Below are 20,529 nucleotides of genomic sequence, written 5' to 3' on the forward strand. Positions count from 1 at the left end.
CTATTATATAGGCGCGGCTTGCGGGATGTTATGAGTTTCTGGGGATAGTCGTGTTAACGGGTTGATAACGGCCACGCGCCCTGTTGTACAGGATCGAGAGGATGTCACGCAGCATGGCGAAACCATCTTTCAGAACGTTCAAGCCAGCTTCTTCCCAAATTCGCAGTTGTACTGGCAGTTTTTTGATTCGATAACTGCGAAGCAGGGCAATGTAAAGCAGTTCTACATCAAGGGCAAAGCGATTGATGCGGCTGACTGTGAATAGGTCTTCTGCCACGTCAGCGCGGAAGGCTTTAATCCCACATTGTGTGTCGAATTTGCTTCCGAGAAAGAACTGGCCTGCAATTAACGAGAATACCCGGCTGCCAAGTTGCCTATGGAGGGGGATATCTTTGAAATAGTCCGATTCCGGGAGTGTGCGATCGCCAATTGCAATGTCGAAACCATGATGAGCGATCTGTTCATAAAATTGTGCAAGACTGCTCAACGCATAGGGAATATCTGCATCGGTAAATAAGCGCACATCCCCAGTGGCTGCTAACATCCCTGCCCGCACGGCGGCACCTTTACCAGCATTGGCAGGCAGGGCAATGTATTCGACCTTGAATTTCTCAGCGATTAGTCTGGTCGCACCTGCGTCATTGCTGCCATCGTCTACAACCAGCACTTCGCACTGCAAGGGCAGGCTTGCCAGGTGCGTGAGAAGTGCAGGCAGGTGCTTTTCCAGCAGGGATGCTGCATTGTAGGCGGGCAAGATAAGGCTTAGCTGCGGCATGATTCTAGGGGCTGTTGCCACGGCATTATAATGGCCTGAGTTCCTGTGTATCGGGATCACCACATGACCCAAAAACTCAAAATAGATCCAATCCAGCCGTTACATACCTTGTTCCAGGCGCTCCCTGGAATTTTAGTTTGGCTCTGCATCCTCGGCTATTTACTGGGAGGGCTGAGTTGGTCCGGTCCTGTGTTGCTGGTTGTCCTCTCGCTGGGAAGTCTATTGGCTGGCGCACTCAGCGTTCGCTTTTTAGGGCAACTGAATTGGCAAACATTTATTCAGCCATTCATCAACGCAACTGGAAGCACGTTTCTCTTGAGTGGGTTCCTTTTACTCCTTTTGATTGAACTCTCCTCGTTTTTACCGCCATTGGTGTACCCCGCAAACCATTCACTTGCCTTGTGTAGGATAGATAACCCAACTGACCAGGTTCGTACACCTTTTCTTATTCATGCAATAGAGTATGAAGACGGCCTAATGGTGCCTCTACTGGAGATCAAGGGTGATCAACCCTGGAATCTGGTTGACGGAGGTCTGATAACACAGGGGGCAGAGGCCTGTGCCCGATTTAGCGGCTTTTTTCAAGGCGGGCTTGTTGTGTACCTGCGGGAAGGCCCAGGTGCTGGTGTAGCTCAGATTGAATGGGACGGCGATACTCAGCTCATTGATCTGAACTCCAGCGATGAAGCTGTCCGAAAAGTTGTCTTGTCCGGCGAGCACCCTGTATCAACAACTTCATTTCGAGCAGGTCTGGGCATTGCCTTTCGTGTGGCTTTGGTTTCCACTCTTGTCGCAGCTGCCTTTGGCTTGGCTGTGGCCTTTAATAGCCACCGGTGGGCCACAGGCCCTTTGGGCAGCGATAATCTCTGGCTGGCCCTGGGGTTTTTGGCTTTGGTTGGTCTGTTAGCTAGTGGGATCTTAGGGCAGAGCTCTGCTTTGATCGGCGATGATTTTTGCTATTCTGGCGTGGCCCTAAATTCCGGTATCTTAGACGGCACGCGCCAGTTCTATACTGGCGTTAATGGCCGGTTGCTTGGAAATTTTGTTGGAGTGCTCAGTGGCTACTTGTTCCCGTACGCACAGCCATCCTATGCGATCCTAGTGATATTGGCGCTATGGGTGGCTAGTCTAGTGCCGCTCCTTACTCGCCTCTTGCATTGGCTGACCGGGAAGAGACTTTCAGCCATCGCCTGGTCATTGGCGGCTGCACTAGTTTTAGTGACGCTCATCAACACTCCAGATATCTATCAGTCCCTTTTTTGGCGCTCAGGGCGCCAGCCCCTTGTCTTTCCGCTCATGATCTGGCCTTTGGTGCTGGCGCTATTGTCGAATCTTTCGGGGTCCAAACGAGGAGCGGTGGTGGGCTGGAAGTGGCTCGGGTTATCATTTCTGGCACTCGCGGCAGGAGCTTTTCACGAAGTTTATGCCGCCGCACAGGTTGCCATGCTATTCGTCAGCATGGTTGTCTTAGTGATTTTCGATCGATCATTGCCTAGTAAGCGCACGCCACTACTGCAAGGTTTGTTTTGGGCGTTGCTAGGCGCACTTGCTGGCATGCTAGTGCATTTGCTTGCTCCTGGCACCGCAGAGCGCAGCTCAGTCTTAGGTTCTAATTTTGAGCCGCTCAGGATCCTGTATGGCGCTTTGTACGATACCAACGTCTTTCTATTTGCTGAGAATCTAAACATACTCATGATTGGCGCAGTATTGCTTGGAGCAACGCTTGTTATCCGTTCCTCGCAGCCTGGCCGCTTTTACAGCAAACACAATAGCGTGGCCTGGCTGGCTTTACCGGTCGTGCTCTACACTGCCGTCTTGGCGTCGTTTGCGGTGGGCCATTATGGAATAAGCCAGACAATGCCCGAGCGCACACAGATCATCCCTGCTTTCATGACTAGTCTGAGCGCATTGGTCTGGGGAATGTTGGGGGGAGCTGAGTTCTTGCGTAAGGGACAAAGGGTCAGTAAGAAAACACTTCAAGCAGTTCAACTGGGCATACTTTGCGTCTTTGGAGTTGCATTTGTGTTCCATGGATATACCATGACGACCAGGCAAGAAGAATTCGATCATTATCGAAGAGCAGTCAATGTAATGGTCAGCTCCATCGAGGCAGCCCGTCTTGCTGGGGCGCCGCATGTCGTAGTCTCTGCGCTGCCTGATAACCTTTTCGGTGTCGAAAATCCAGGGGCTGAACAACGAAACTTTGTGAATATTTGCGTTGACCAGTTGTTTGGTATTAACGTTGGCTTCAACTAACCCACTCGACTATCGCGCTCCTGTTATTTCGCTTTCAAATACGGCTTCAAGAATTTTCCCGTATAGCTGTTCTTCGCCTTAGCCACCTGTTCCGGCGTACCCTCGGCCAGCAGCTCGCCGCCGCGCAGGCCGCCCTCAGGCCCCAAGTCAATGATGTGGTCGGCCACCTTGATGATGTCCATGTTGTGCTCAATGATCAGTACTGTGTTACCGCTATCCACCAGGCGCTGCAGCACTTCGATCAGTTTGTGCACGTCGGCGGTGTGCAGACCCACCGAAGGCTCGTCGAGTACATAGATGGTCTGCCCGGTGGAGCGCTTGGAGAGCTCCTTGGCCAGCTTGACACGCTGGGCCTCGCCGCCGGAAAGAGTGGGCGCGGACTGGCCCACGCGGATGTAGCCCAACCCCACATCCCGCAGCGTCTCCAACTTGCTGGCCATACCCGGGAAAGCGGAGAACTCCTCCAAGGCGCGGTCGATCGAGAGCGCCAGCACGTCCGCAATGCTCATGTCCTTGAACTTGACCTGTAGCGTCTCGGAGTTGAAGCGCGCCCCGTGGCACACTTCGCACGGTACGTAGATATCGGGCAGGAACTGCATCTCGATGCGCACTTCGCCTTGGCCCTCGCATGCCTCGCAGCGCCCGCCGCGCACGTTAAACGAGAAGCGCCCAGGCTTGTAGCCGCGCGCTTTGCTCTCCGGCAGCTCAGCGAACAGGTCACGGATCAGGTTGAACAGGCCTGTATAGGTGCCTGGGTTGGAGCGCGGGGTGCGCCCGATGGGCGACTGGTCAATGTTGATGATCTTGTCCAGATGCTCCATCCCCTCGATCTTTTTGTGGGCGCCGGGGATTAGATGCGCACCATTGAGCTCACGCGCCAGCGCCTTGTAGACGATCTCGTTCATCAGGCTGCTCTTGCCGGAGCCGGAGACGCCGGTGATGCAGATCAGCTTGCCCAGAGGGAACTCGATGTCCAGATTCTTGAGATTGTTCTCGCTGGCGCCGCGTACGATCAGCGACTTGCCGTTGCCGGCGCGACGCTGCTTGGGCACTTCGATCTGCTTGCGGCCGGAGAGGTAGGCGCCGGTGAGCGACTTCTTGCTGGCCAGGATATCGGCCACCGTTCCATCCGCCACCACCTGGCCGCCGTTCTCGCCCGCGCCGGGGCCCATATCGATTACCCAGTCCGCCCGCCGAATAGTCTCCTCATCGTGCTCCACCACTAGCACCGTGTTGCCAATGTCGCGCATGTTGGTCAGCGTGTGCAGCAGGCGCTCGTTGTCGCGCGCATGCAGACCGATCGAAGGCTCGTCCAGCACATACAGCACGCCCATCAGGCGCGAGCCGATCTGGGTGGCCAGGCGAATGCGCTGCGCCTCGCCGCCGGAGAGCGTGCCGGCCGAACGGTCCAGGGTGAGATAGTCCAACCCCACGTCCACCATAAAACCCAGGCGTTCGTTGATCTCTTTGATGATCGGTTTGGCGATCATGGTCTGGCGCTGGTTCAGCTTGGTGGCGCTGGTCAGTGTCTGCGCCCATTGCAGCGTCTCCAGCACCGGGCGCTGCGTGACCTGCAGAATGCTGTCGCCCAGCACGGTCACGCCCAGCGCCTCCGGGCGCAGGCGTGCGCCGTTGCAGGCCGGGCACGGCCGATCGCTCATGAATTCCATAATGCGCGCCCGTGAGTACTCCGAGTTGGTCTCGCGGAAGCGGCGCTCCAGATTGGGAATCACGCCTTCGAACTTGGTGCTGAAGTTGTAATCGCGTCCACTGCCGCGCTGCTTGTACTTCACCTTGACCTCGCGGCCCTGGCTACCGTAAAGGATCATGTCAATATCCTTCTGGGTCAGCTTCTCCACCGGGGCATTGAGGTTGATCTTGAAGGCGCGGGCCGCACCTTCAAGCGTTGACCAGTAGTAGCCGCCTTCGTCGCGCGGGCCACCCCATTCCAGCGCGGTGATGGCGCCGTCGTTGAAAGACAGCTTCTTGTCCGGAATGAGCAGGGCCGGGTCGATCTCCAGCTTGGTGCCCAGGCCCTGGCACTCCGGGCAGGCGCCGTGCGGCGTATTGAACGAGAAGGTGCGCGGCTCGATCTCCGGCAACACGCTGCCGTGCTCCGGGCACGACAGGCTCTCGGAGAACATCAGGTCTTCGCCGGCGTCTTCGGCTAGGTTTTGCACGATGATGGTGCCCTGGCCGAAGCGCAGCGCGGTCTCGACCGAATCGGTCATGCGCGTACGCGCCGCTTTGGCAGCTTCGGCGTCTTCTTCCTTGCGGATCACCAGGCGGTCCACCACCGCTTCGATGTTATGCATCTTGTAGCGGTCCAGCTTAACCTTGTCGGTGTCCAGTTGGTAGACCTCTCCGTTGATGCGGGCGCGCACGAAGCCGGCTTTGGCGATCTCTTCCAGTACGGCTTCGTGGGTGCCCTTGCGCCCGCGGATCACCGGCGCCAGCACCAGCAGGCGGCTGCTTTCCGGCAACTTTTCGATGGCCTCCACGATCTCTTGCGCAGACTGGCGCACTACTTCACGCCCGCAGATGGGGCAGTGGGGTATGCCGATGCGCGCATACAACAGGCGGAGATAGTCGTAGATCTCGGTTACGGTGCCGACTGTGGAACGGGGGTTGTGCGAGCTGCCCTTCTGGTCAATGGAGACAGCCGGCGAGAGCCCCTCGATGTACTCGACATCGGGCTTGTCCATCTGGCCGAGGAACTGGCGCGCATAGGCCGAGAGCGACTCGACGTAGCGGCGCTGCCCTTCGGCAAAAATGGTGTCAAAAGCCAGAGATGACTTGCCCGAGCCGGACAGCCCGGTGATCACCACAAACTTGTCACGAGGAATTTCTACGGTGACGTTCTTGAGATTGTGTTCCTTGGCCCCCACCACGCGGATGACGTTTTCTGGCATTGCTGTTCCTTCTGGCGCGCTGGAAATTGCAAGCACGCATTGTAGCACAGATGTTTTAGTTGGCTTTTCAGGCTTAAACCCAAACCGCACCCGTGCGGGTGCGGCTTGGAAAGAGAGGAGAGGAGATCTCGCTATAGGCATAGTGTGCCGCGTGCGCATAAGTGCAAAATGAAACAAACATGAGGTATGGATAAGTGCGCTGCTGCGCAGCGCGAGAGTTGCACCTATGGTGCAACTCTATGCGGTCTGCTGGGTCATTGTTCGCCAGCCACCCACCACAAGATGTTGTTTGTTTTATCGGTGGGGGTGGGGTGTGCAACTGAAAAGATATCTGCAGGTGGCGGTTGGATTGCATCTCTATCCCCTTGGAGATGCACAAGGATATCTAAATACTGGAAAGCTGCAAGCAGGTGACCGAAAAGTTAAGCGGATTGACAGGCGGCCAGGATATCGGCTTCGCTGATGGGGCCGGGGCGCAGGATGCGAGGCGGGTTGGCGAGGGTGTCCACTACGGTGGAGGGGACGGCGCCGGGCGTTGTGCCGCCATCAAGCACCAGGTCAATACGGCCCTCGAGCTGGGCCAATACGTCCTGGGCCGCCAGCGCATCCGGCTGGCCGGACAGATTGGCCGAGGTGACGGCCAGCGGGCCGCTGGCCGTCAGCAGTTGCTGTGCCAGCGGGTGGTCTGGCACGCGTACGCCCACCGTATCCGTCTGCGAGAGGGCGCGGGGTAGGCTGGGCAGGCGCGGCACCACCAGGGTGAGCGCGCCAGGCCAGAAACGCTCGCCCAGCCGCAGGGCGGCGGGGCTGGCGCCCTGCGCTACCAGCGGCAACTGCTCTGCGCCGGCCAGCAGCACGGCGATGGACTTTGTGTGCTCACGGCCCTTGACTTCATACAGCCGCTCAATTGCATCCGCATCCGTCAGTAGGGCGGCGATGCCGTAGACGGTATCGGTAGGCATGGCCACAATGCCGCCGCGCTGCAGCAAGTCTACGGCGCGGGCGATAGCATCCGGTGCGCTGGCGAGCAGCACTTGCGTGCTCACGCGGCCTCCAGCTCGACGCGCAGCAGGCGCGGGCGGCCGGTCAGATCTGGAAGCACCTCAACCCTGGCGCGGGGCCATTGGGCCTGCGCCAGGGCTTGCACCGGTTCCTCAAGCTCCGGGTCGATCTCTTCAAGGAAGAGGCCGCCCGCTTTCAGCAGGCGGCCGGCCTGCTCAACCAATACGCGGATGAGATCCAGCCCGTCGAAGCCGCCGTCCAGTGCGAGCAGCGGCTCCCAAGCGGCCACAGCCAGGCCGGGCACACGCGCGCTGGGGATGTAGGGCAGATTGGCGGTGATTAGGTCGAGCGGCGCCGTAATGCCTGCGAGTAAGTTGCCCTCGCTTAGGGCTATGCGCTCGCTCAGGCCGTGCTTGTGCACGTTGGCCTGCGCTACCGCCAGCGCATCGGGCGAAATGTCGACGGCGTGGAAGTGCACATCGGCCACATTGGCGGCGATGGCGACTGGGATGATGCCGGAGCCGGTGCCGACATCCGCGGCAGCTCGCCGCTGCGTGTGCACACGTAGCCAGGCGATGGCTTCTTCGACCAGCAGCTCGGTTTCCGGGCGGGGTATGAGGACAAACGGACTAACCTGAAAGGTTAGTCCGTAAAATTCCCACTCGCCGAGCAGATACGGCAGCGGCTCGCCACCAGCGAGGCGCTGCAGGCCGGTTTGCCAGTCGGCCTGTTGTTGCTCGCTGAGCGGATGTTCGCCGTGGGCCAGCAGCCAGGTGCGCTCGGCGCCTAGCACGCGGGCCAGCCACACCTCAGAGTCAAGCCGGGCGGTCTCGCTGACTGGCGCCAGCGTATTGATAGATTCTTGCAGGGCTTCGGATACGGTCAGAGTTGCCATACGAAACCAAGAATTACCGCAGATGTGCGTGAGGCGTTGCCTCACGCCACAGATAAACGCAGATGAAGACTTTATCTGTGTTCATCTGCGTTTATCTGCGTCAGATTATCCCATCCCCGCTGCGGCCAGGCGGTCGGCCTCGTCCTGGGTGGCGAGTTCGTTGAAGAGCTCGTCCAGGTCGCCATCCATCAGCGCCGGCAGGTTGTGCGAGGTGAAGCCGATGCGGTGGTCGCTGACGCGGGATTGCGGATAGTTATAAGTGCGGATCTTCTCAGAGCGCTCGCCGCTGCCTACCTGTGAACGGCGAGTGGCTTCCTGCTCGGAGCGGCGTTTCTCCTCTTCCAATTCGTAGAGGCGGGCGCGTAAGATGGCCATGGCGCGCAGGCGGTTCTGCAACTGCGAGCGCTCGTCTTGACACTGCACTACGATGCCGGTGGGCAGGTGGGTGAGGCGCACGGCAGTGGAGTTCTTCTGCACGTTCTGGCCGCCAGCGCCGGCCGAGCGGTACACATCCATCTTGATGTCGGTGTCGGGGATCTTGATCTCGACCTCGTCCACTTCCGCCAACACGGCTACGGTGGCGGTGCTGGTGTGGATGCGGCCTTGGGCCTCGGTGGCCGGCACGCGCTGGACGCGGTGCACACCCGACTCATGCTTGAGGCGCGAGAAGGCGCCCTTGGCCTTGAGCAGGAAGGTGACTTCCTTATAACCGCCTACGCCAGTGGCGCTGGTGCTAAGCAGCTCCTGCTTCCAGCCCTGGCGCTCGGCGAAGCGGGTGTACATGCGGTACAGGTCGGCGGCGAAGATGCCCGCCTCGTCACCTCCGGCCCCGGCACGGATCTCGACGATCACATTGCGCTTGTCGCGCGGGTCGGTGGGCAGCAGCAGACTCTTGAGCTCGTTCTCCAGGCGGGGCACCTGTTCATCGAGCTCGGCCAGCTCTATCTCGGCCAGTTCGGCCAGTTCGGCGTCTTTGCCGTAGGCCATCTCTTTGGCCTCGGCCTGGCGCTTAAGGGCGTTGCGGTAGGCGCGGGCCTTCTCCACGATCTCTTGCAGGTCTGAGCGCTCTTTGGAAAGCTCGGCCACGCGCTGATAGTTGCCAGCGTCCTGGGTGAGCTCTTTCTCTATCTCGTCGTAGCGGGCTTCAATGCCCGCAATTTTGTCCAACATGGTTGTTTCGGTTCCTCAGTTTCAAAATCAGCCGCATGAGTATACGCCATCTGCGCCAAAGTTTTAATAATCATCATGTTCCTGGACGAGGGGCGGGGTGATCTGCCCGCGGTCGCTAAGGTATTTGGATCATGGCCCCCTCGCAATGGGCGAGAGGATACACGCTTTTGGGAAAGCTACAAGCCACTGGGGGTGTATGTCAAGCGCATGGACAGGCTAGATGATGCGCACTTGCGAGCCGCGCGGGCCTTTTTCCACCTCGATGCGCGAAGGGAAGGCGTCTTTGAGCGATTCGACATGGGTGATGACCAGGATCTTGGCGAAGTCTTCCTTGACGAGGTTGATGACCTCGACCAGGCGCTGGCGGCCCATCTCGTCCTGGCTGGCAAAGCCTTCGTCGATCACCAGGGTTTGCAGGCGGGCACCGGCACGCTGGGCCAGCACCTCGGAGAGGGCCAGGCGGATGGCGAAGTTGATGCGGAAGGCCTCGCCGCCGGAAAACATTTCATATTCACGCAGGCCGGCGCTATCGCGGATCTGGATCTCGAGCGTTTCGCGCTTGTCTTCGCGGCGGCGGTCTTTGTAATCCTGCTGGGTGACGAAGGTCAGGCTCATCTCGCCGTTGCTGAGCCGCTCCAGCACTTCGTTGGCTTTGGCCTGGATCTGGGGCAGGGCTTGCTCAATGAGCATGGCGGGCACGCCGTCTTTGCCGAAGGCGCGCTCCAGCGCATCGAACTGGCTTGCCTGCCCGGCCAGGGTCTCACGGCTGGCTTCCAGCTCCTGCTGGCGCTGGCGTAGCGTGTCGAGCACGGCCACGCGCTGCTGGGCCTGGCCCAGCTCCATGCGCATGCCGTTCTCCTGCTCCTGCAGGGTCAGCATCTCGCGCTCGGCGGCCTGCAGGTCGGGCAGGCCCTGGCGGGCAGCGTCCACGGCGGATTGGGCGGTATCGGCCAGCTCCTGCTGCTTGGCCACTTCCTGCTGTTGGTCGCTGATCTGCGTTTGCAGCTCGTTGATCTCACGTTCGACCGGTTTGGATGCGCCGCGAGCGGCTTCCAGCGTGCGCAGCTCGGTCTCTGCAAGGCTGGCTTCCAGCTCCTCTTTACGCACGCGGTCGTGCTCCGCCGCGTCGTAGCCGGTGGCCTTGAGCTCCGCGTCCACCGCGGCCAGTTCGGCGCGCGCATCAGGGGCGAAGCTGTCTTCGCTGAGGGTGCGCTCCAGTTCGGCCAGGCGAGCGGCTTTGGATTCCCACTCGGCCTCAAGTTTCATCAGGTCGGCGAGGGTGAGGCGGGCCTGGTCCTCCAGACGGGTCTTCTCGCGGGCTTCCTGGTCAGCTTCGCGTGCGGCGGTAAGGCTAGCCAGTTTCTTCTCGATCTTCTTTTCCTGAGCTTCCAACTCGGCGCGGTTCTTGCGCCAAAGGTCGCCCATTTGCTTGCCCTCTTTTTTGAGCGAGTCGGAGGCTTGCGTGCGGTGCTCCTCGGTGAGCGCCTGGCCGCAGGTGGGGCAGAAGGCGCCTGTGGCAGTTTCGATGAGGTCAAGGCGTTTTTTGAGCTCCTGCATTTGGTCAGCCAGCAGCTTGTTCTCTGAGGCCGCCTTTGTTTGGGCGGCCTGCTCGTGTTTCAGCTCAGTCTCAAGCTCGGGTAGCTTGGCTACTTTGACGTTGAGGGTCTTGATCTGCGCGGTGAGCGTGCTGAGCTGTTTCTCGTACTCGGCGCGCTGGGTGCTGGCGGTCTGCACGCGGGCCTGCTCGGCCTGCAGGGCGCTGAGCTCGGTTTGCAGGCGGGCGCGCTCGGCCTCGATCTTGGTCAGCGGGGCGGAGCGCTTTTTTTCCTGGGCGTTGAAGCGGATGGCGATCTCATCCCATTTACGCAGCTCAACTCGCAGCTTCTCAAGTTTGGCGAAGGCTTTTTCAATTTCCTTGGCGCGGGCCAGCAGGGCCTGGTTCTGGGCATGCTCAGCTTGGCGCTGTTCAAGGCGCTGCTGCAGGGTGGTGAGCTGGGTCTGGGCGCGCTGCAGGCTGGCCTGCTGGCTGGCGGCGGCTTTGACCAGCGTATCCACATTGGCGGCCAGGATGCGCATTTGCTGCACGGTGGCCTCTTGGGCGCTGCGCTTGCCGGCCATGCTTGCCAGGCCGTCTTGCAACTCTTGCAGGCGAGCCTTGCGCTGCTGTTCCTCGCCCAGCTCGTTGGCCACTTCCTGCAGGCGGCCCTGCAACTCGGCCATCTGGGATTCGACCCGCTTGCGGCGCTCGGCGGCGGCCAGGCGGTACTCCTCCCAGACTTCTAGTCCTAGAATATTGCCGAGGATCTTCTTGCGCTCGGTGGGGCGCTGTTGAGTGAACTGGTCGGCCTTGTCTTGTAAAAAGAACGAAGCGTTGACGAAGGTTTCGTAATCGAGGCGCAGGGTTTCGCGGATGCGCTTGTCGGTCTCGCGCACGCTGCGCTCGGTGAGCGGCTTCCACTGGCCATCGCTGTTGCGGATCTGGAACTCAAGCTGGGTGGTCTTGTCACGCGGCAGCAGGCGCTGGACGCGGTAGACGTTGCCCTCGTACTCAAACGTAAGCGCCACTTCGGCGGCCTGCACCTCCGGGTGCAGGTTGATGATGGCGTCGCCGCGGGTGCGCGCCTCGCCGAACAGGGCGTAGGTCAAGCCATCCAGCAGGCTGGATTTGCCTGCGCCGTTGGCGCCGGAGATGGCGGCCACGTTGAAGCGCGTGAAATCCACCTCGACAGGGTCTCGATACGAAAGAAAGCCGGAGAGCACAAGCTTGATGGGGATCATTGGCGCAGGGGATTCTAACTTGTAACGCCTCAACTATAATCATCTTGCTGTTGTTTCAGGCAAACTCAACACTCTGGAGGAAGCATGCAAGTGGCATTGGATTGGAAGAAGGGCTTGAATTTCCGCGGCAAAGGATTGAGCAGCGGCTTCTCAGTGGATGTGGATGCCGATTCGTCAGTGGGTGGTACGGAGGAAGGCCTGCGCCCGATGGAGCTGGTGGCGCTGGGGCTGGGGGCGTGTACCGGGATGGATGTGATCTCTATCCTGCAGAAGAAGCGCCAGGATGTGAAGGCGCTGCAGGTGAAGGTGACGACCCAGGCCGCCAAGGAGCATCCCAAGGTGTGGACGCACGTGCTGATCGAGTTCTTGATCACCGGCAATGACATTGAAGAGGCGGCGGTGGAGCGGGCGATCCAGCTGTCTTATGACAAATATTGCCCGGCACAGAACATGATCAAGATGGCGGTACAGATCGATACCGATTACGAGATCATTGCTCTTTAATGTATGGAGTCATTCCAAATACTTCGCGCAGTGTTTAACTCCGCGAGGAATCCTTAGGTCAAATGCAAAAATAGGCACGACTTTTCTTGACCTAAAGGATTCCTCGGCTGTGGTGATCTGCGTATGGGAAGAGTTCATTACGCCGCCTCGGAATGACGGCGGCGAGGATCTGGCCGAATGACACAATGCTTCTGTATACTTTGGAGGTGGGCACAAAAGTGGCAAAGGGCTGGAGACTTGACCCCAAGGAAGTGGGGTTAGGGACTGCAGGGTTGAGTTCGGGGAAGCGCAAGAAGGCTACTCGCGCTTCCAGGGTAGTTGAAAAGCGCGGTATGACAGTAACGCTCACCCATATGCCCACGGGTTTGGAGGTGAGCGGTGAAATTCCTAGCGGCCACTATTCTCGAAAGCAAATGCAGCAGGAGGTTGCAACAATGTATTCTCGGCTCTTTGTAGAGTTGGAGAAGCTGGTTGCGAAAACGTTCAGAATCCCCGGCCGTTGACGGTAACGTATCCCACCCTGCGATTTGCATATCGGATGAACGCCGCCTCGGAATGAGGGCAGCGAGGATGCTTCGCTGCGCTTGGGATGCACAGAGAGGCGAGCTAGTCCTCTGACTCTTCGGTGGGAATGATCTCGGGCGTGGGGAAGGAAACCACCGGAGCGCGCGAGATGATGCTGCTGGCCGCGTCCGAAAAGGTGGATGCGCGGATGATGTGACCGAGACGCTCCAGCGTCCCGCTGTAGGCCAGGTTGCCTTCGACCGGAGTCCAGCCCTCCATCGTGAAGGGCAGAGCACCGGCCGCCTCGACCCATTCGCCGTTGTACTTGCGGGCGATGTGCACGTGAGTGCCGGTGGATGATCCGCCCTCACACGAGGGGTGGCCGAGCGGCCAGCCCGCCAGCACACGTTGCCCGGCCTGGACACGGCCTGTCTCCGCCAAATGTAAATAGAAGAGCACCCAGCCGGTGCGTTCGTCACCGTCCTGATCCAAATCCAAAACAACCGTACCAACATCCGTACGCACCACCAGGCCATCTGCCATGGCTGTGGCCCAGGATGTGCTGTTGAAACAGCCCTGAGTCTCGCTGCCTGGGGCAAAGTCCAGCGCGGCCCACGGGCGGCCGGTGCCCCAACCCGTATGCGGGCCGCCGGTGTGCGACCACAACTCGCCGGGCGGCATGGGCAGACGCAGTTCCGGCTGCAGCAGGCTGCCGGGGATATGGGCCACATCCGCCTGCCAAGGGTCGCCGAATAGGGTGGCGTAAGTGCGGGCAAAGCCTTCCGGCCCAATGGAGGCGTTGAAATTGGCCATGGGCTCATTGGCGTTGAAGAACATTTGCAGGCTCACACTGGCGGCGTTCTGCCAGGGGTCGGGCCGGTAGATGGTGCCATCCGGGCGGTCAAATTCGATGAGATTTCCGTTGCGCCACAGGTAATAGCCATTGTTGAGCGTATTGGCCGCCCACACCAACTGCAAATAGACGCCGCGGTGGAAGGGATGCTCGTAGCCCATGACGTACGGGCCGATGGCATCGTCCAGCACCGGCTGGGTCAGCGCGCCCGACTGGTGCTCCAGCAAGGCCAGCAGCAGGCGCGGGCTGACGCTGAAGTTCTGGGCTACAAGATCTACCAAGCCGGCACCGGTGCGGCGCTGGCCAGCGGCGTATTCGCGGTAGTTCCGGAGCCAGCCGGGCTGCGAGTCGACGAAAGCCTGGGTGTCAAAGTCGATCTGGGCCGGCCCGTTGATGAACAGGCTGTCTGGCAGGATCTGGTATTGCGAGCCCCAATAGGCGCGGTAGTAGATGGGGATGCGCATGGGGAAGCCCGCCGGCAGCGTAGTGGCCGTATCGGGGATGATGGGGTTGGCGGCGCGGATCTCGCGGATGGTGGTGTTGAAGCGCGCCGCCAGGGCGATGAGGTTGTCGCCGTTCTGGGCCGTGTAGTCCACCAGCGTGCCGGCGTCGTACAGCGGGCGAGTGGGCAGCGGGGTCGAGGTCACTACCGGCTCGGACGTCGTCTCGGCGTCTGCCGTGGCAGCTTGGGCGCTGGGCTGCGTTGTGGCGGTCGGCGCTGCCGCACTGACACAGCCGGCCAGCAGCAGGCTGGCCGCCAGCACTACGCACAGCTTGCGGCCGGGGGAGGGAAGACTAATAGGGATCATCGCTGCTGATGGTGATGATGCTTTCGCGGCCGCTGCAGGTGCAGGCCACCACAGTGCGCTCGCCGCGCACCAGGTTGCCGAGATAAGCGTCTGCACCGTATTGCACGGTCCAGCCGCTGAGCACAAAGGGCAGCGCCCCGCCGCCGCCGATCCACTCGCCGTTGTATTTGCGCGCCAGGTGCAAGTGGGTGGCGGTGGCGGTGCCGCCCTCGCAGGAGGGGTGGCCGAGGCGGTCGCCGCGGTCAAGCCAGGTGCCTACGCTGGGCGTGTTGTCGCCGATGACGTGCAGGTAGAGCACCACCCAGCCGGTTTGCTCGTTGCCGTCGCCATCCATATCCACCACGATCACGCCCGGGCTGGTGCGTACCACCAGACCTGGCGCAGCGGCGGTGACCCAATGCGTGGAGGCCACGCAGCCGGGCAGCACGCTGCTGGGCGCAAAGTCGAGCGCGGCCCACGAGCCCTCGCGCTCCCAGGCGCCGTGCGGGCCGGCGGTGAAATACCACACCTGGCGGTCGAGGAAGGGCAGGCTGAGGGCCGGCTGCGAGAGCGCCGGCGGGAACAGCGGTTCAGTTTGGGCGGCGCGCACCCACGGGTCAGGGAACATGGATGCATGCGTGAAGGCGAAGCCGGTGGTGCGGTGCATGATCTCGGCCCAGTCTTCGTAGGTGTACAGCTGGGCGAAGAAATATTGGATCGCCACGGTACCGGCGTTGAGGTCAGGCGCGATGCGCATGCGGATGCCATCGCGGAAGGTGAGCTCGGTCAGGCGACCCTCGCGCCAGCCGTAGTAGCCGGTAGAGAGCTGCTTGGCGGCCCAGGTGAGCTGCTGGTACAGGCCGTGCGCCTGTGGCAGCCGGTAGCCGATGGGGTACTCGACCGCGCTGGTGGTGGTGGGCTCGCCCAGTACCCAGTTGCTCTGGTACTGCAGGATGGAGAGCAGCAGGCGCGGGTTGAGCGAATTCTCCACCGCCACGCGCTGCACCACGCCGGCCCCGCTGTACCAGGCCGAGGGCAGGTACTCGCGGTACGTGGCGATGTAGCCGCCGAAGGGGTTGGCGTAGCCATCCGGGTCGAAGCCGATGGCGGACGGCGAGTAGATGACCTCACTGTCCGGCACCAGCTTCTCGTTGGGCGTGGTGAGGCCCACGGCATGCGGGATGGTAAAGACCTGGCCGGGGTTGATCAGCCCCGGCGGGATGTCCTGCGGCGAAGCAATCTGGCTAGCATCCACACCGAAGCGGGCGGCCAGCGTATCCAATGTGTCGCCCGACTGGGCGGTGTAGATGAAAGGCGGCGCAGGCGTGGCTGACTCCTGCGGAGTGGCGCTGGGCATGGCCAGCGAGGTAGGTGTGATGGTGGGCAGCTCAGTGGGGGTGGCCGAGGGCACGAAGGCGCTGGCCGTGGCGCTCAGCTCGGCCTGGGCAGCCTGCGTGCCCTGCATGCTCTGCGGGGTGATGTAGCTGCTGCTGCATACGGTGGTCACAAGAGCCACCACCAGGCTGCAAGCGATGAGTCGGTAGGAACGGGGGGTCATGGTTGGCGCTGCACCATATTGGCGGGGAAGCGGCATTCGCAGGCATCCACGCGTACGCCATCGCGCACCAGGCTGCCGTCATACAGAATGCCGTTGCTCACGGAGACCCAGCCATCCATCACGAAAGGCAGGTCGCCGGCGGCAGGGATCCACACGCCATTATAGCGACGGGCGATATGCAAGTGTGTGGCGGTCGCCACGCCGCCCTCGCACGAGGCATGACCGATGCGCTCGCCGGCGCGCAGATAGGCGCCAGCCTGCACGCGCTGGCTGGCGGCGACATGCATGTATAGCACCGTCCAGCCGGTCTGCTCGTAGCCGTCGCCGTCCAGGTCCTGCACCACGGCGCCGTTGTCGGCGCGCACGACCAGGCCGTCGGCGGCGGCCACAACCCATTCAGGGCTGGGGTTGCAGCCATACAGCTCGGCGCCGGGGGCAAAATCGAGCGAAGCCCAGGCCGAGCCGTTGCCCCAGCCGCCGTGCGGGCCGCCGGAGAAGACCCACGGCACGCGCGGCTCAAAGGGCAGCTGCAGCGCCGGCTGGCTGATGCCGGCCGGCGCCAGCGGCTCGATGGCGTAATCGAACGGATAGCCGAACAGGCGCGTGTAGGTTTGGACAAAGCCCTGCTCGCTGACCGCGCTGCGCCATTGGCTCTCGCTGAGCATGAGGCCTAGCAGGCGCTGCACGCCGGCGGTGCCAGCATTGATGGTGGGGTTGGGCGGGATGGCGATGCCATCCGTGGTGTTCCAGGCGGCAGCCAGGCCGGCCCGCCAGTCGTAGAACCCCTTGTTGAGATTGTCAGCCGCCCAGGAGAGCTGGCTGTATAAACCCGTGCGCCAGCTGTCCTGCTTGCCCATCGGGTAGGTGAGCGTGCTGCTGGCCGGGTTCGGATTGGTGAGCCAGCCACTGTAGTACTCCAGCAGGGCCAGCAGCAATTTTGGATTGACCGAATATTCGGTGGCGACGCGCTGCAGGATGGCCGCGCCACTGAGGAACTGCTGGTCCACCTGCTCCTGATGCTGGCGCAGGTAGCCGGGCTGGTTGTTGATGAAGTCCTGCACGTTGAAGGCGATGGCATACGGGCCATTGACCAGCTCGGAATCAGGGATGATCTTGAAATTCGGCCCCATGTTGGTGAGCTGCTGGGGCGGCACGTTGATGACCTGGCCCACGTTGAGCGCGTTGGGATTGGGAATGTTGTTGGCGGCCAGCAGCTGCTGCAGGGTCACGCCCAGGCGTTCGGCGATGGCGTTGAGCGAATCGCCGGGTTGCACGGTGTAGATGCTGCTATCCGTGCGCAGCGCCAGCTGGGCGTGCGGTGCGTCTGGCGTGGGCGTGAGGATCGGCGTGTTCGGGTCACGCGTAGGCGGCAGGGTCGGCGCGGGGGCGGCGGCGCCTTGCGGCGTGGCTTGCGCCACGGCCGCGGTGGGCACGGCGCCCTGCACGCTGACACCCTGGCCCGGGCCCAGGGTGGTGGTGGGGAAGTTGCACGCCAGCGAGGCCAGCAGCAGGATTAATAATGAAAAGAAGATGTTTCGCATGGGTGGACAACAGGCGTCAGGGTACATGTGGGTTATACAGAGGTTGCAAAAAATAGGCCACCTGTTTTACTGCGCAAACGCAGCTACAGGTGGCCTATTTAGTTTCTTCTTATCTAGTTATTTCTTTTTTGTTTTCTTCTTCGCAGCAGCGTTCTTCGCTGCAGATTTCTTCGCCGCAGTCTTTTTCGCAGGCTTGGCCTTGGCCTTTGTCTTGGCGGCCGCTTTTGCAGGCGCAGACTTGGCTTTGGGCTGCTTGGCCGGCGCCTCAGGCTGCTGGCTGGCAGCTGGAGCAGCGGCCGCCGCGGCTTCGGCTGCCTCGCTGGCTACCGCGGCAATGTTGGTGACCGGGATGCGCGCCAGAGTGGCAATGGTGTCTTCTTTGCCCACCTGCATAATGCGCACGCCGCGCGTGGCGCGGCTGGCTTCACGGATCGCGTTGACCGCAGTGCGCAGCACCACACCGGCCGAGGAGATGATGGTGACCTCATCTTCCTTCTGCACCACGCGGGCGGCGGCGATCGGGCCTATGTCTTTGAAGGCCTTGATGTCGGTGGTCAGTACGCCGCTGGTGCCGCGGCCTTTGGCCGGATACTGGGTCAGCGGCGTGCGCTTGCCGTAGCCGTAGGTGCTGATCACCAGCAGGTCGCCATTCGGCTCCACCACTTCCATGCTGGCCAGCTGGTCGTCAGCCTTCATCTTGATGGCGCGCAGGCCGCCGGCCTGGCGGCCCATGGGGCGCACCTTGTCCACGGCGAAGCGCAGCGCCTGGCCGTTGCGTGAGACAAGGATGATGTGATCTTTGGCGCCTACCAGGCCAGCCCAGCCCAGTTGGTCATCCTTCTCAAGATTGATGCAAATGAGGCCGGAGGGGCGCACGGCTTCGAACTCGCTCAGCGCCATGCGCTTGATCTTGCCGTCACGCGTGGCCATGATGCAAAACTCTACCGCCTGGAAGTTGGGCACCGCCACCGCGGCGGTGATGGTTTCAGTCTGGCTGACGTTGAGGATGTTCACGATCGGCGTGCCGCGGGCGGTGCGGTCCGCCTCGGGGATGCGATAGGCCTTCTCCGAATACACTTTGCCGCGGTTCGAGAAGAACAGGATCGTATCCAGCGTGCGGGCCGGCACCAGCAGCACTACCTCGTCTTCGTTCTTGGTGGCGTGGCCCTTGACGCCGGAGCCGCCGCGCCCCTGGGCGCGGAAGGCTTTGGCGGCTACGCGCTTGACGTAACCCTGGCTGGTGATGCTCACCAAGGTGGCCTCATCCGCCACCAGGCTCTCTTCGCTTACGTCGCCCTTGCCCTCGCCGTCCACCGCGGTGCGACGCTCGTCTCCGTAGGCGGTGGCCAGCTCGCCCAGGTCATCTTTGATCAGGCCCAGGATCTTCTTGGGGGATTTGAGCAGGTCCTTCAGATAGGCAATCCGCTCTTTGATCTGCTTGTATTCGTCTTCGATCTTCTGGCGCTCAAGGGCGGCAAGGCGGCGCAACTGCATATCCAGAATGGCTTGAGCCTGCTTGTCGGAGAGCTTGAAGCGCTCCATCAATTTCTCTTTGGCAACATCGGCATCCTTAGATTTGCGGATGGTGTTGATGATGTCGTCAAGGTTGGCCAGGGCGGTCAGCAAGCCTTCCAAAATGTGGGCACGCGCCTGGGCCTTCTCCAGCTCGTACTTGCTGCGGCGGGTAATGACTTCCTGACGATGGTCGAGGAAGATCTGCAAAGCGCGCTTGAGCGAGAGCAGGCGCGGCTCGCCATCCACCAGGGCCAGGATCTGGGCCGCAAAGCTGGATTGCAACGGGGTGTACTTGTACAGGCGGTTGAGCACCATCTTGGGTTGCGCGCCGGCCTTCAGCTCCAGCACGATGCTCAGACCTTCGCGGTCTGACTCGTCGCGCATGTCGGCAATGCCTTCTAGGCGGCCTTCGCGCACAAGTTCGGCAATGCGCTCGATCAGGTTGGTCATGTTGACCTGGTAGGGGATGGCGCTGACCACGATGCGCATGCGCCCGCGGCGGCCTTCTTCGATACGCGCTTTGGCGCGTACGATCAGCTGGCCCTTGCCCTTGCTGTACAGGTCGCGGATGCCCTCTTCGCCCACGATGATGGCGCCGGTGGGGAAGTCTGGCCCCTTGACGAACTTGCGCAGGTCCTCGGTGGTGATGTCATCCAGGTTGTCGTAGCGGTCGATCATGTATTGCAGGGCGCCCACCAGCTCGCCCAGGTTATGGGGCGGGATGTTGGTGGCCATGCCCACGGCAATACCGGAGGAGCCGTTGAGCAGCAGATTGGGCAGGCGGGCCGGTAACACGACCGGCTCCTTGAGCGAACTGTCGAAGTTATCGGTGAAATCTACAGTGTCTTTGTCAATATCGGCCAGCAGCTCTTCGGCCATGGGGTGCAGGCGCGCCTCGGTATAGCGCATGGCCGCCGGCGGGTCGCCGCCGATGGAGCCGAAGTTGCCCTGGCCGCTGACGAGCATATAGCGCAGGGAGAAATCCTGCGCCATACGGGCCATGGCGTCGTAGACGGCATCATCACTGTGGGGGTGGTACTTGCCCAGTACCTCACCTACGATACGGGCGGATTTCTTGAACGATCCGGTGGCGCGGATACCCATATCCAGCATGGCGTACAAAATGCGCCGGTGCACAGGTTTCAGGCCGTCACGCGCATCAGGCAGGGCGCGTGAAACGATCACGCTCATGGCGTAATCGAGGTACGCCGAGCGCATTTGTGCGCCAATATCTACAGGCTGGATGGAGCTTTTCGCCATAAAAACCTTTCAATCTCGTTTGTTGCGGGAGTTTGTTGTTCAGAATATGGTCAGAGACTTAATTATACCGTTAGGCCTTGTGCGGTTCTTCTTTACAGACTTGGCAATTTTGTAAACAGCCTGGGAGAGATGTACTGCTTGTGCTGGCAACGAGGTCTTATGTATACTTTTTTGCAAGGAATGTTCGTCATTCTTCCACCAAACCCTTTCGTTTTCGT

General features: G+C 61.1%; 12 protein-coding genes. 2 read left to right on the plus strand and 10 right to left on the minus strand.

Going from position 1 to position 20,529, the window contains the following annotated elements; all coding sequences use genetic code 11:
- Nucleotides 1-28: 28 nt before the first annotated feature.
- Nucleotides 29-796, minus strand: a complete 768-nt coding sequence (locus KIT08_07425) for a glycosyltransferase (protein ID UYN88923.1) — start codon at nucleotides 794-796, stop codon at nucleotides 29-31.
- A gap of 42 nt (nucleotides 797-838) precedes the next feature.
- Between KIT08_07425 and KIT08_07430 the strand changes: the two genes are divergently transcribed.
- Nucleotides 839-3,031 (plus strand): hypothetical protein, encoded by a 2,193-nt coding sequence (locus KIT08_07430; protein UYN88924.1) that lies wholly within the window; start codon nucleotides 839-841, stop codon nucleotides 3,029-3,031.
- 23 nt (nucleotides 3,032-3,054) lie between these two features.
- On the opposite strand, the gene uvrA is transcribed toward KIT08_07430, so the two are convergent.
- The 5 genes from uvrA to KIT08_07455 all read right to left on the minus strand — a co-directional run bounded on the left by uvrA (nucleotide 3,055) and on the right by KIT08_07455 (nucleotide 11,788).
- Nucleotides 3,055-5,943: an excinuclease ABC subunit UvrA gene (uvrA, locus tag KIT08_07435; GenBank protein ID UYN88925.1), complete on the minus strand. Its 2,889-nt coding sequence runs from the start codon at nucleotides 5,941-5,943 to the stop codon at nucleotides 3,055-3,057.
- A gap of 422 nt (nucleotides 5,944-6,365) precedes the next feature.
- Nucleotides 6,366-6,989 (minus strand): threonylcarbamoyl-AMP synthase, encoded by a 624-nt coding sequence (locus tag KIT08_07440; protein ID UYN88926.1) that lies wholly within the window; start codon nucleotides 6,987-6,989, stop codon nucleotides 6,366-6,368.
- Nucleotides 6,986-7,840, minus strand: a complete 855-nt coding sequence (gene prmC, locus KIT08_07445) for a peptide chain release factor N(5)-glutamine methyltransferase (GenBank protein ID UYN88927.1) — start codon at nucleotides 7,838-7,840, stop codon at nucleotides 6,986-6,988. Before prmC ends, KIT08_07440 begins: the two co-directional genes overlap by 4 nt.
- 105 nt (nucleotides 7,841-7,945) lie before the next feature.
- Nucleotides 7,946-9,010: a peptide chain release factor 1 gene (gene prfA, locus KIT08_07450; protein UYN88928.1), complete on the minus strand. Its 1,065-nt coding sequence runs from the start codon at nucleotides 9,008-9,010 to the stop codon at nucleotides 7,946-7,948.
- A gap of 216 nt (nucleotides 9,011-9,226) precedes the next feature.
- Nucleotides 9,227-11,788, minus strand: coding sequence for an SMC family ATPase (locus tag KIT08_07455; GenBank protein UYN88929.1), 2,562 nt, complete (start codon nucleotides 11,786-11,788; stop codon nucleotides 9,227-9,229).
- A gap of 84 nt (nucleotides 11,789-11,872) precedes the next feature.
- Here KIT08_07455 and KIT08_07460 point away from each other — a divergent pair, with 84 nt between their 5' ends.
- The gene (locus KIT08_07460; protein UYN88930.1) at nucleotides 11,873-12,292 is read left to right on the plus strand and encodes an OsmC family protein; all 420 of its coding nucleotides are present in this window, start codon (nucleotides 11,873-11,875) and stop codon (nucleotides 12,290-12,292) included.
- A gap of 606 nt (nucleotides 12,293-12,898) precedes the next feature.
- On the opposite strand, the gene KIT08_07465 is transcribed toward KIT08_07460, so the two are convergent.
- The 4 genes from KIT08_07465 to gyrA all read right to left on the minus strand — a co-directional run bounded on the left by KIT08_07465 (nucleotide 12,899) and on the right by gyrA (nucleotide 20,311).
- Nucleotides 12,899-14,458 (minus strand): LysM peptidoglycan-binding domain-containing protein, encoded by a 1,560-nt coding sequence (locus KIT08_07465; GenBank protein ID UYN88931.1) that lies wholly within the window; start codon nucleotides 14,456-14,458, stop codon nucleotides 12,899-12,901.
- Entirely contained in the window at nucleotides 14,445-15,995 is a 1,551-nt protein-coding gene (locus tag KIT08_07470) for a LysM peptidoglycan-binding domain-containing protein (protein ID UYN88932.1), read from the minus strand. The genes KIT08_07465 and KIT08_07470 overlap by 14 nt, the downstream gene beginning before the upstream one ends.
- The gene (locus KIT08_07475) at nucleotides 15,992-17,536 is read right to left on the minus strand and encodes a LysM peptidoglycan-binding domain-containing protein (protein ID UYN88933.1); all 1,545 of its coding nucleotides are present in this window, start codon (nucleotides 17,534-17,536) and stop codon (nucleotides 15,992-15,994) included. Before KIT08_07475 ends, KIT08_07470 begins: the two co-directional genes overlap by 4 nt.
- A gap of 117 nt (nucleotides 17,537-17,653) precedes the next feature.
- Complete coding sequence (gyrA, locus tag KIT08_07480; protein ID UYN88934.1) at nucleotides 17,654-20,311, minus strand: DNA gyrase subunit A; 2,658 nt, start codon at nucleotides 20,309-20,311, stop codon at nucleotides 17,654-17,656.
- Nucleotides 20,312-20,529 lie beyond the last annotated feature (218 nt).

This window comes from Anaerolineales bacterium (assembly GCA_025808555.1).
GTDB lineage: Bacteria > Chloroflexota > Anaerolineae > Anaerolineales > UBA11579 > JAMCZK01.

Coding starts and splice junctions, on each gene's coding strand:
- KIT08_07430 (UYN88924.1), top strand. CDS start 839: ATGACCCAAAAACTCAAAATAGATCCAATCCAGCCGTTACATACCTTG.
- uvrA (UYN88925.1), bottom strand. CDS start 5,943: ATGCCAGAAAACGTCATCCGCGTGGTGGGGGCCAAGGAACACAATCTC.
- prmC (UYN88927.1), bottom strand. CDS start 7,840: ATGGCAACTCTGACCGTATCCGAAGCCCTGCAAGAATCTATCAATACG.
- prfA (UYN88928.1), bottom strand. CDS start 9,010: ATGTTGGACAAAATTGCGGGCATTGAAGCCCGCTACGACGAGATAGAG.
- KIT08_07455 (UYN88929.1), bottom strand. CDS start 11,788: ATGATCCCCATCAAGCTTGTGCTCTCCGGCTTTCTTTCGTATCGAGAC.
- KIT08_07460 (UYN88930.1), top strand. CDS start 11,873: ATGCAAGTGGCATTGGATTGGAAGAAGGGCTTGAATTTCCGCGGCAAA.
- KIT08_07465 (UYN88931.1), bottom strand. CDS start 14,458: ATGATCCCTATTAGTCTTCCCTCCCCCGGCCGCAAGCTGTGCGTAGTG.
- KIT08_07470 (UYN88932.1), bottom strand. CDS start 15,995: ATGACCCCCCGTTCCTACCGACTCATCGCTTGCAGCCTGGTGGTGGCT.
- KIT08_07475 (UYN88933.1), bottom strand. CDS start 17,536: ATGCGAAACATCTTCTTTTCATTATTAATCCTGCTGCTGGCCTCGCTG.
- gyrA (UYN88934.1), bottom strand. CDS start 20,311: ATGGCGAAAAGCTCCATCCAGCCTGTAGATATTGGCGCACAAATGCGC.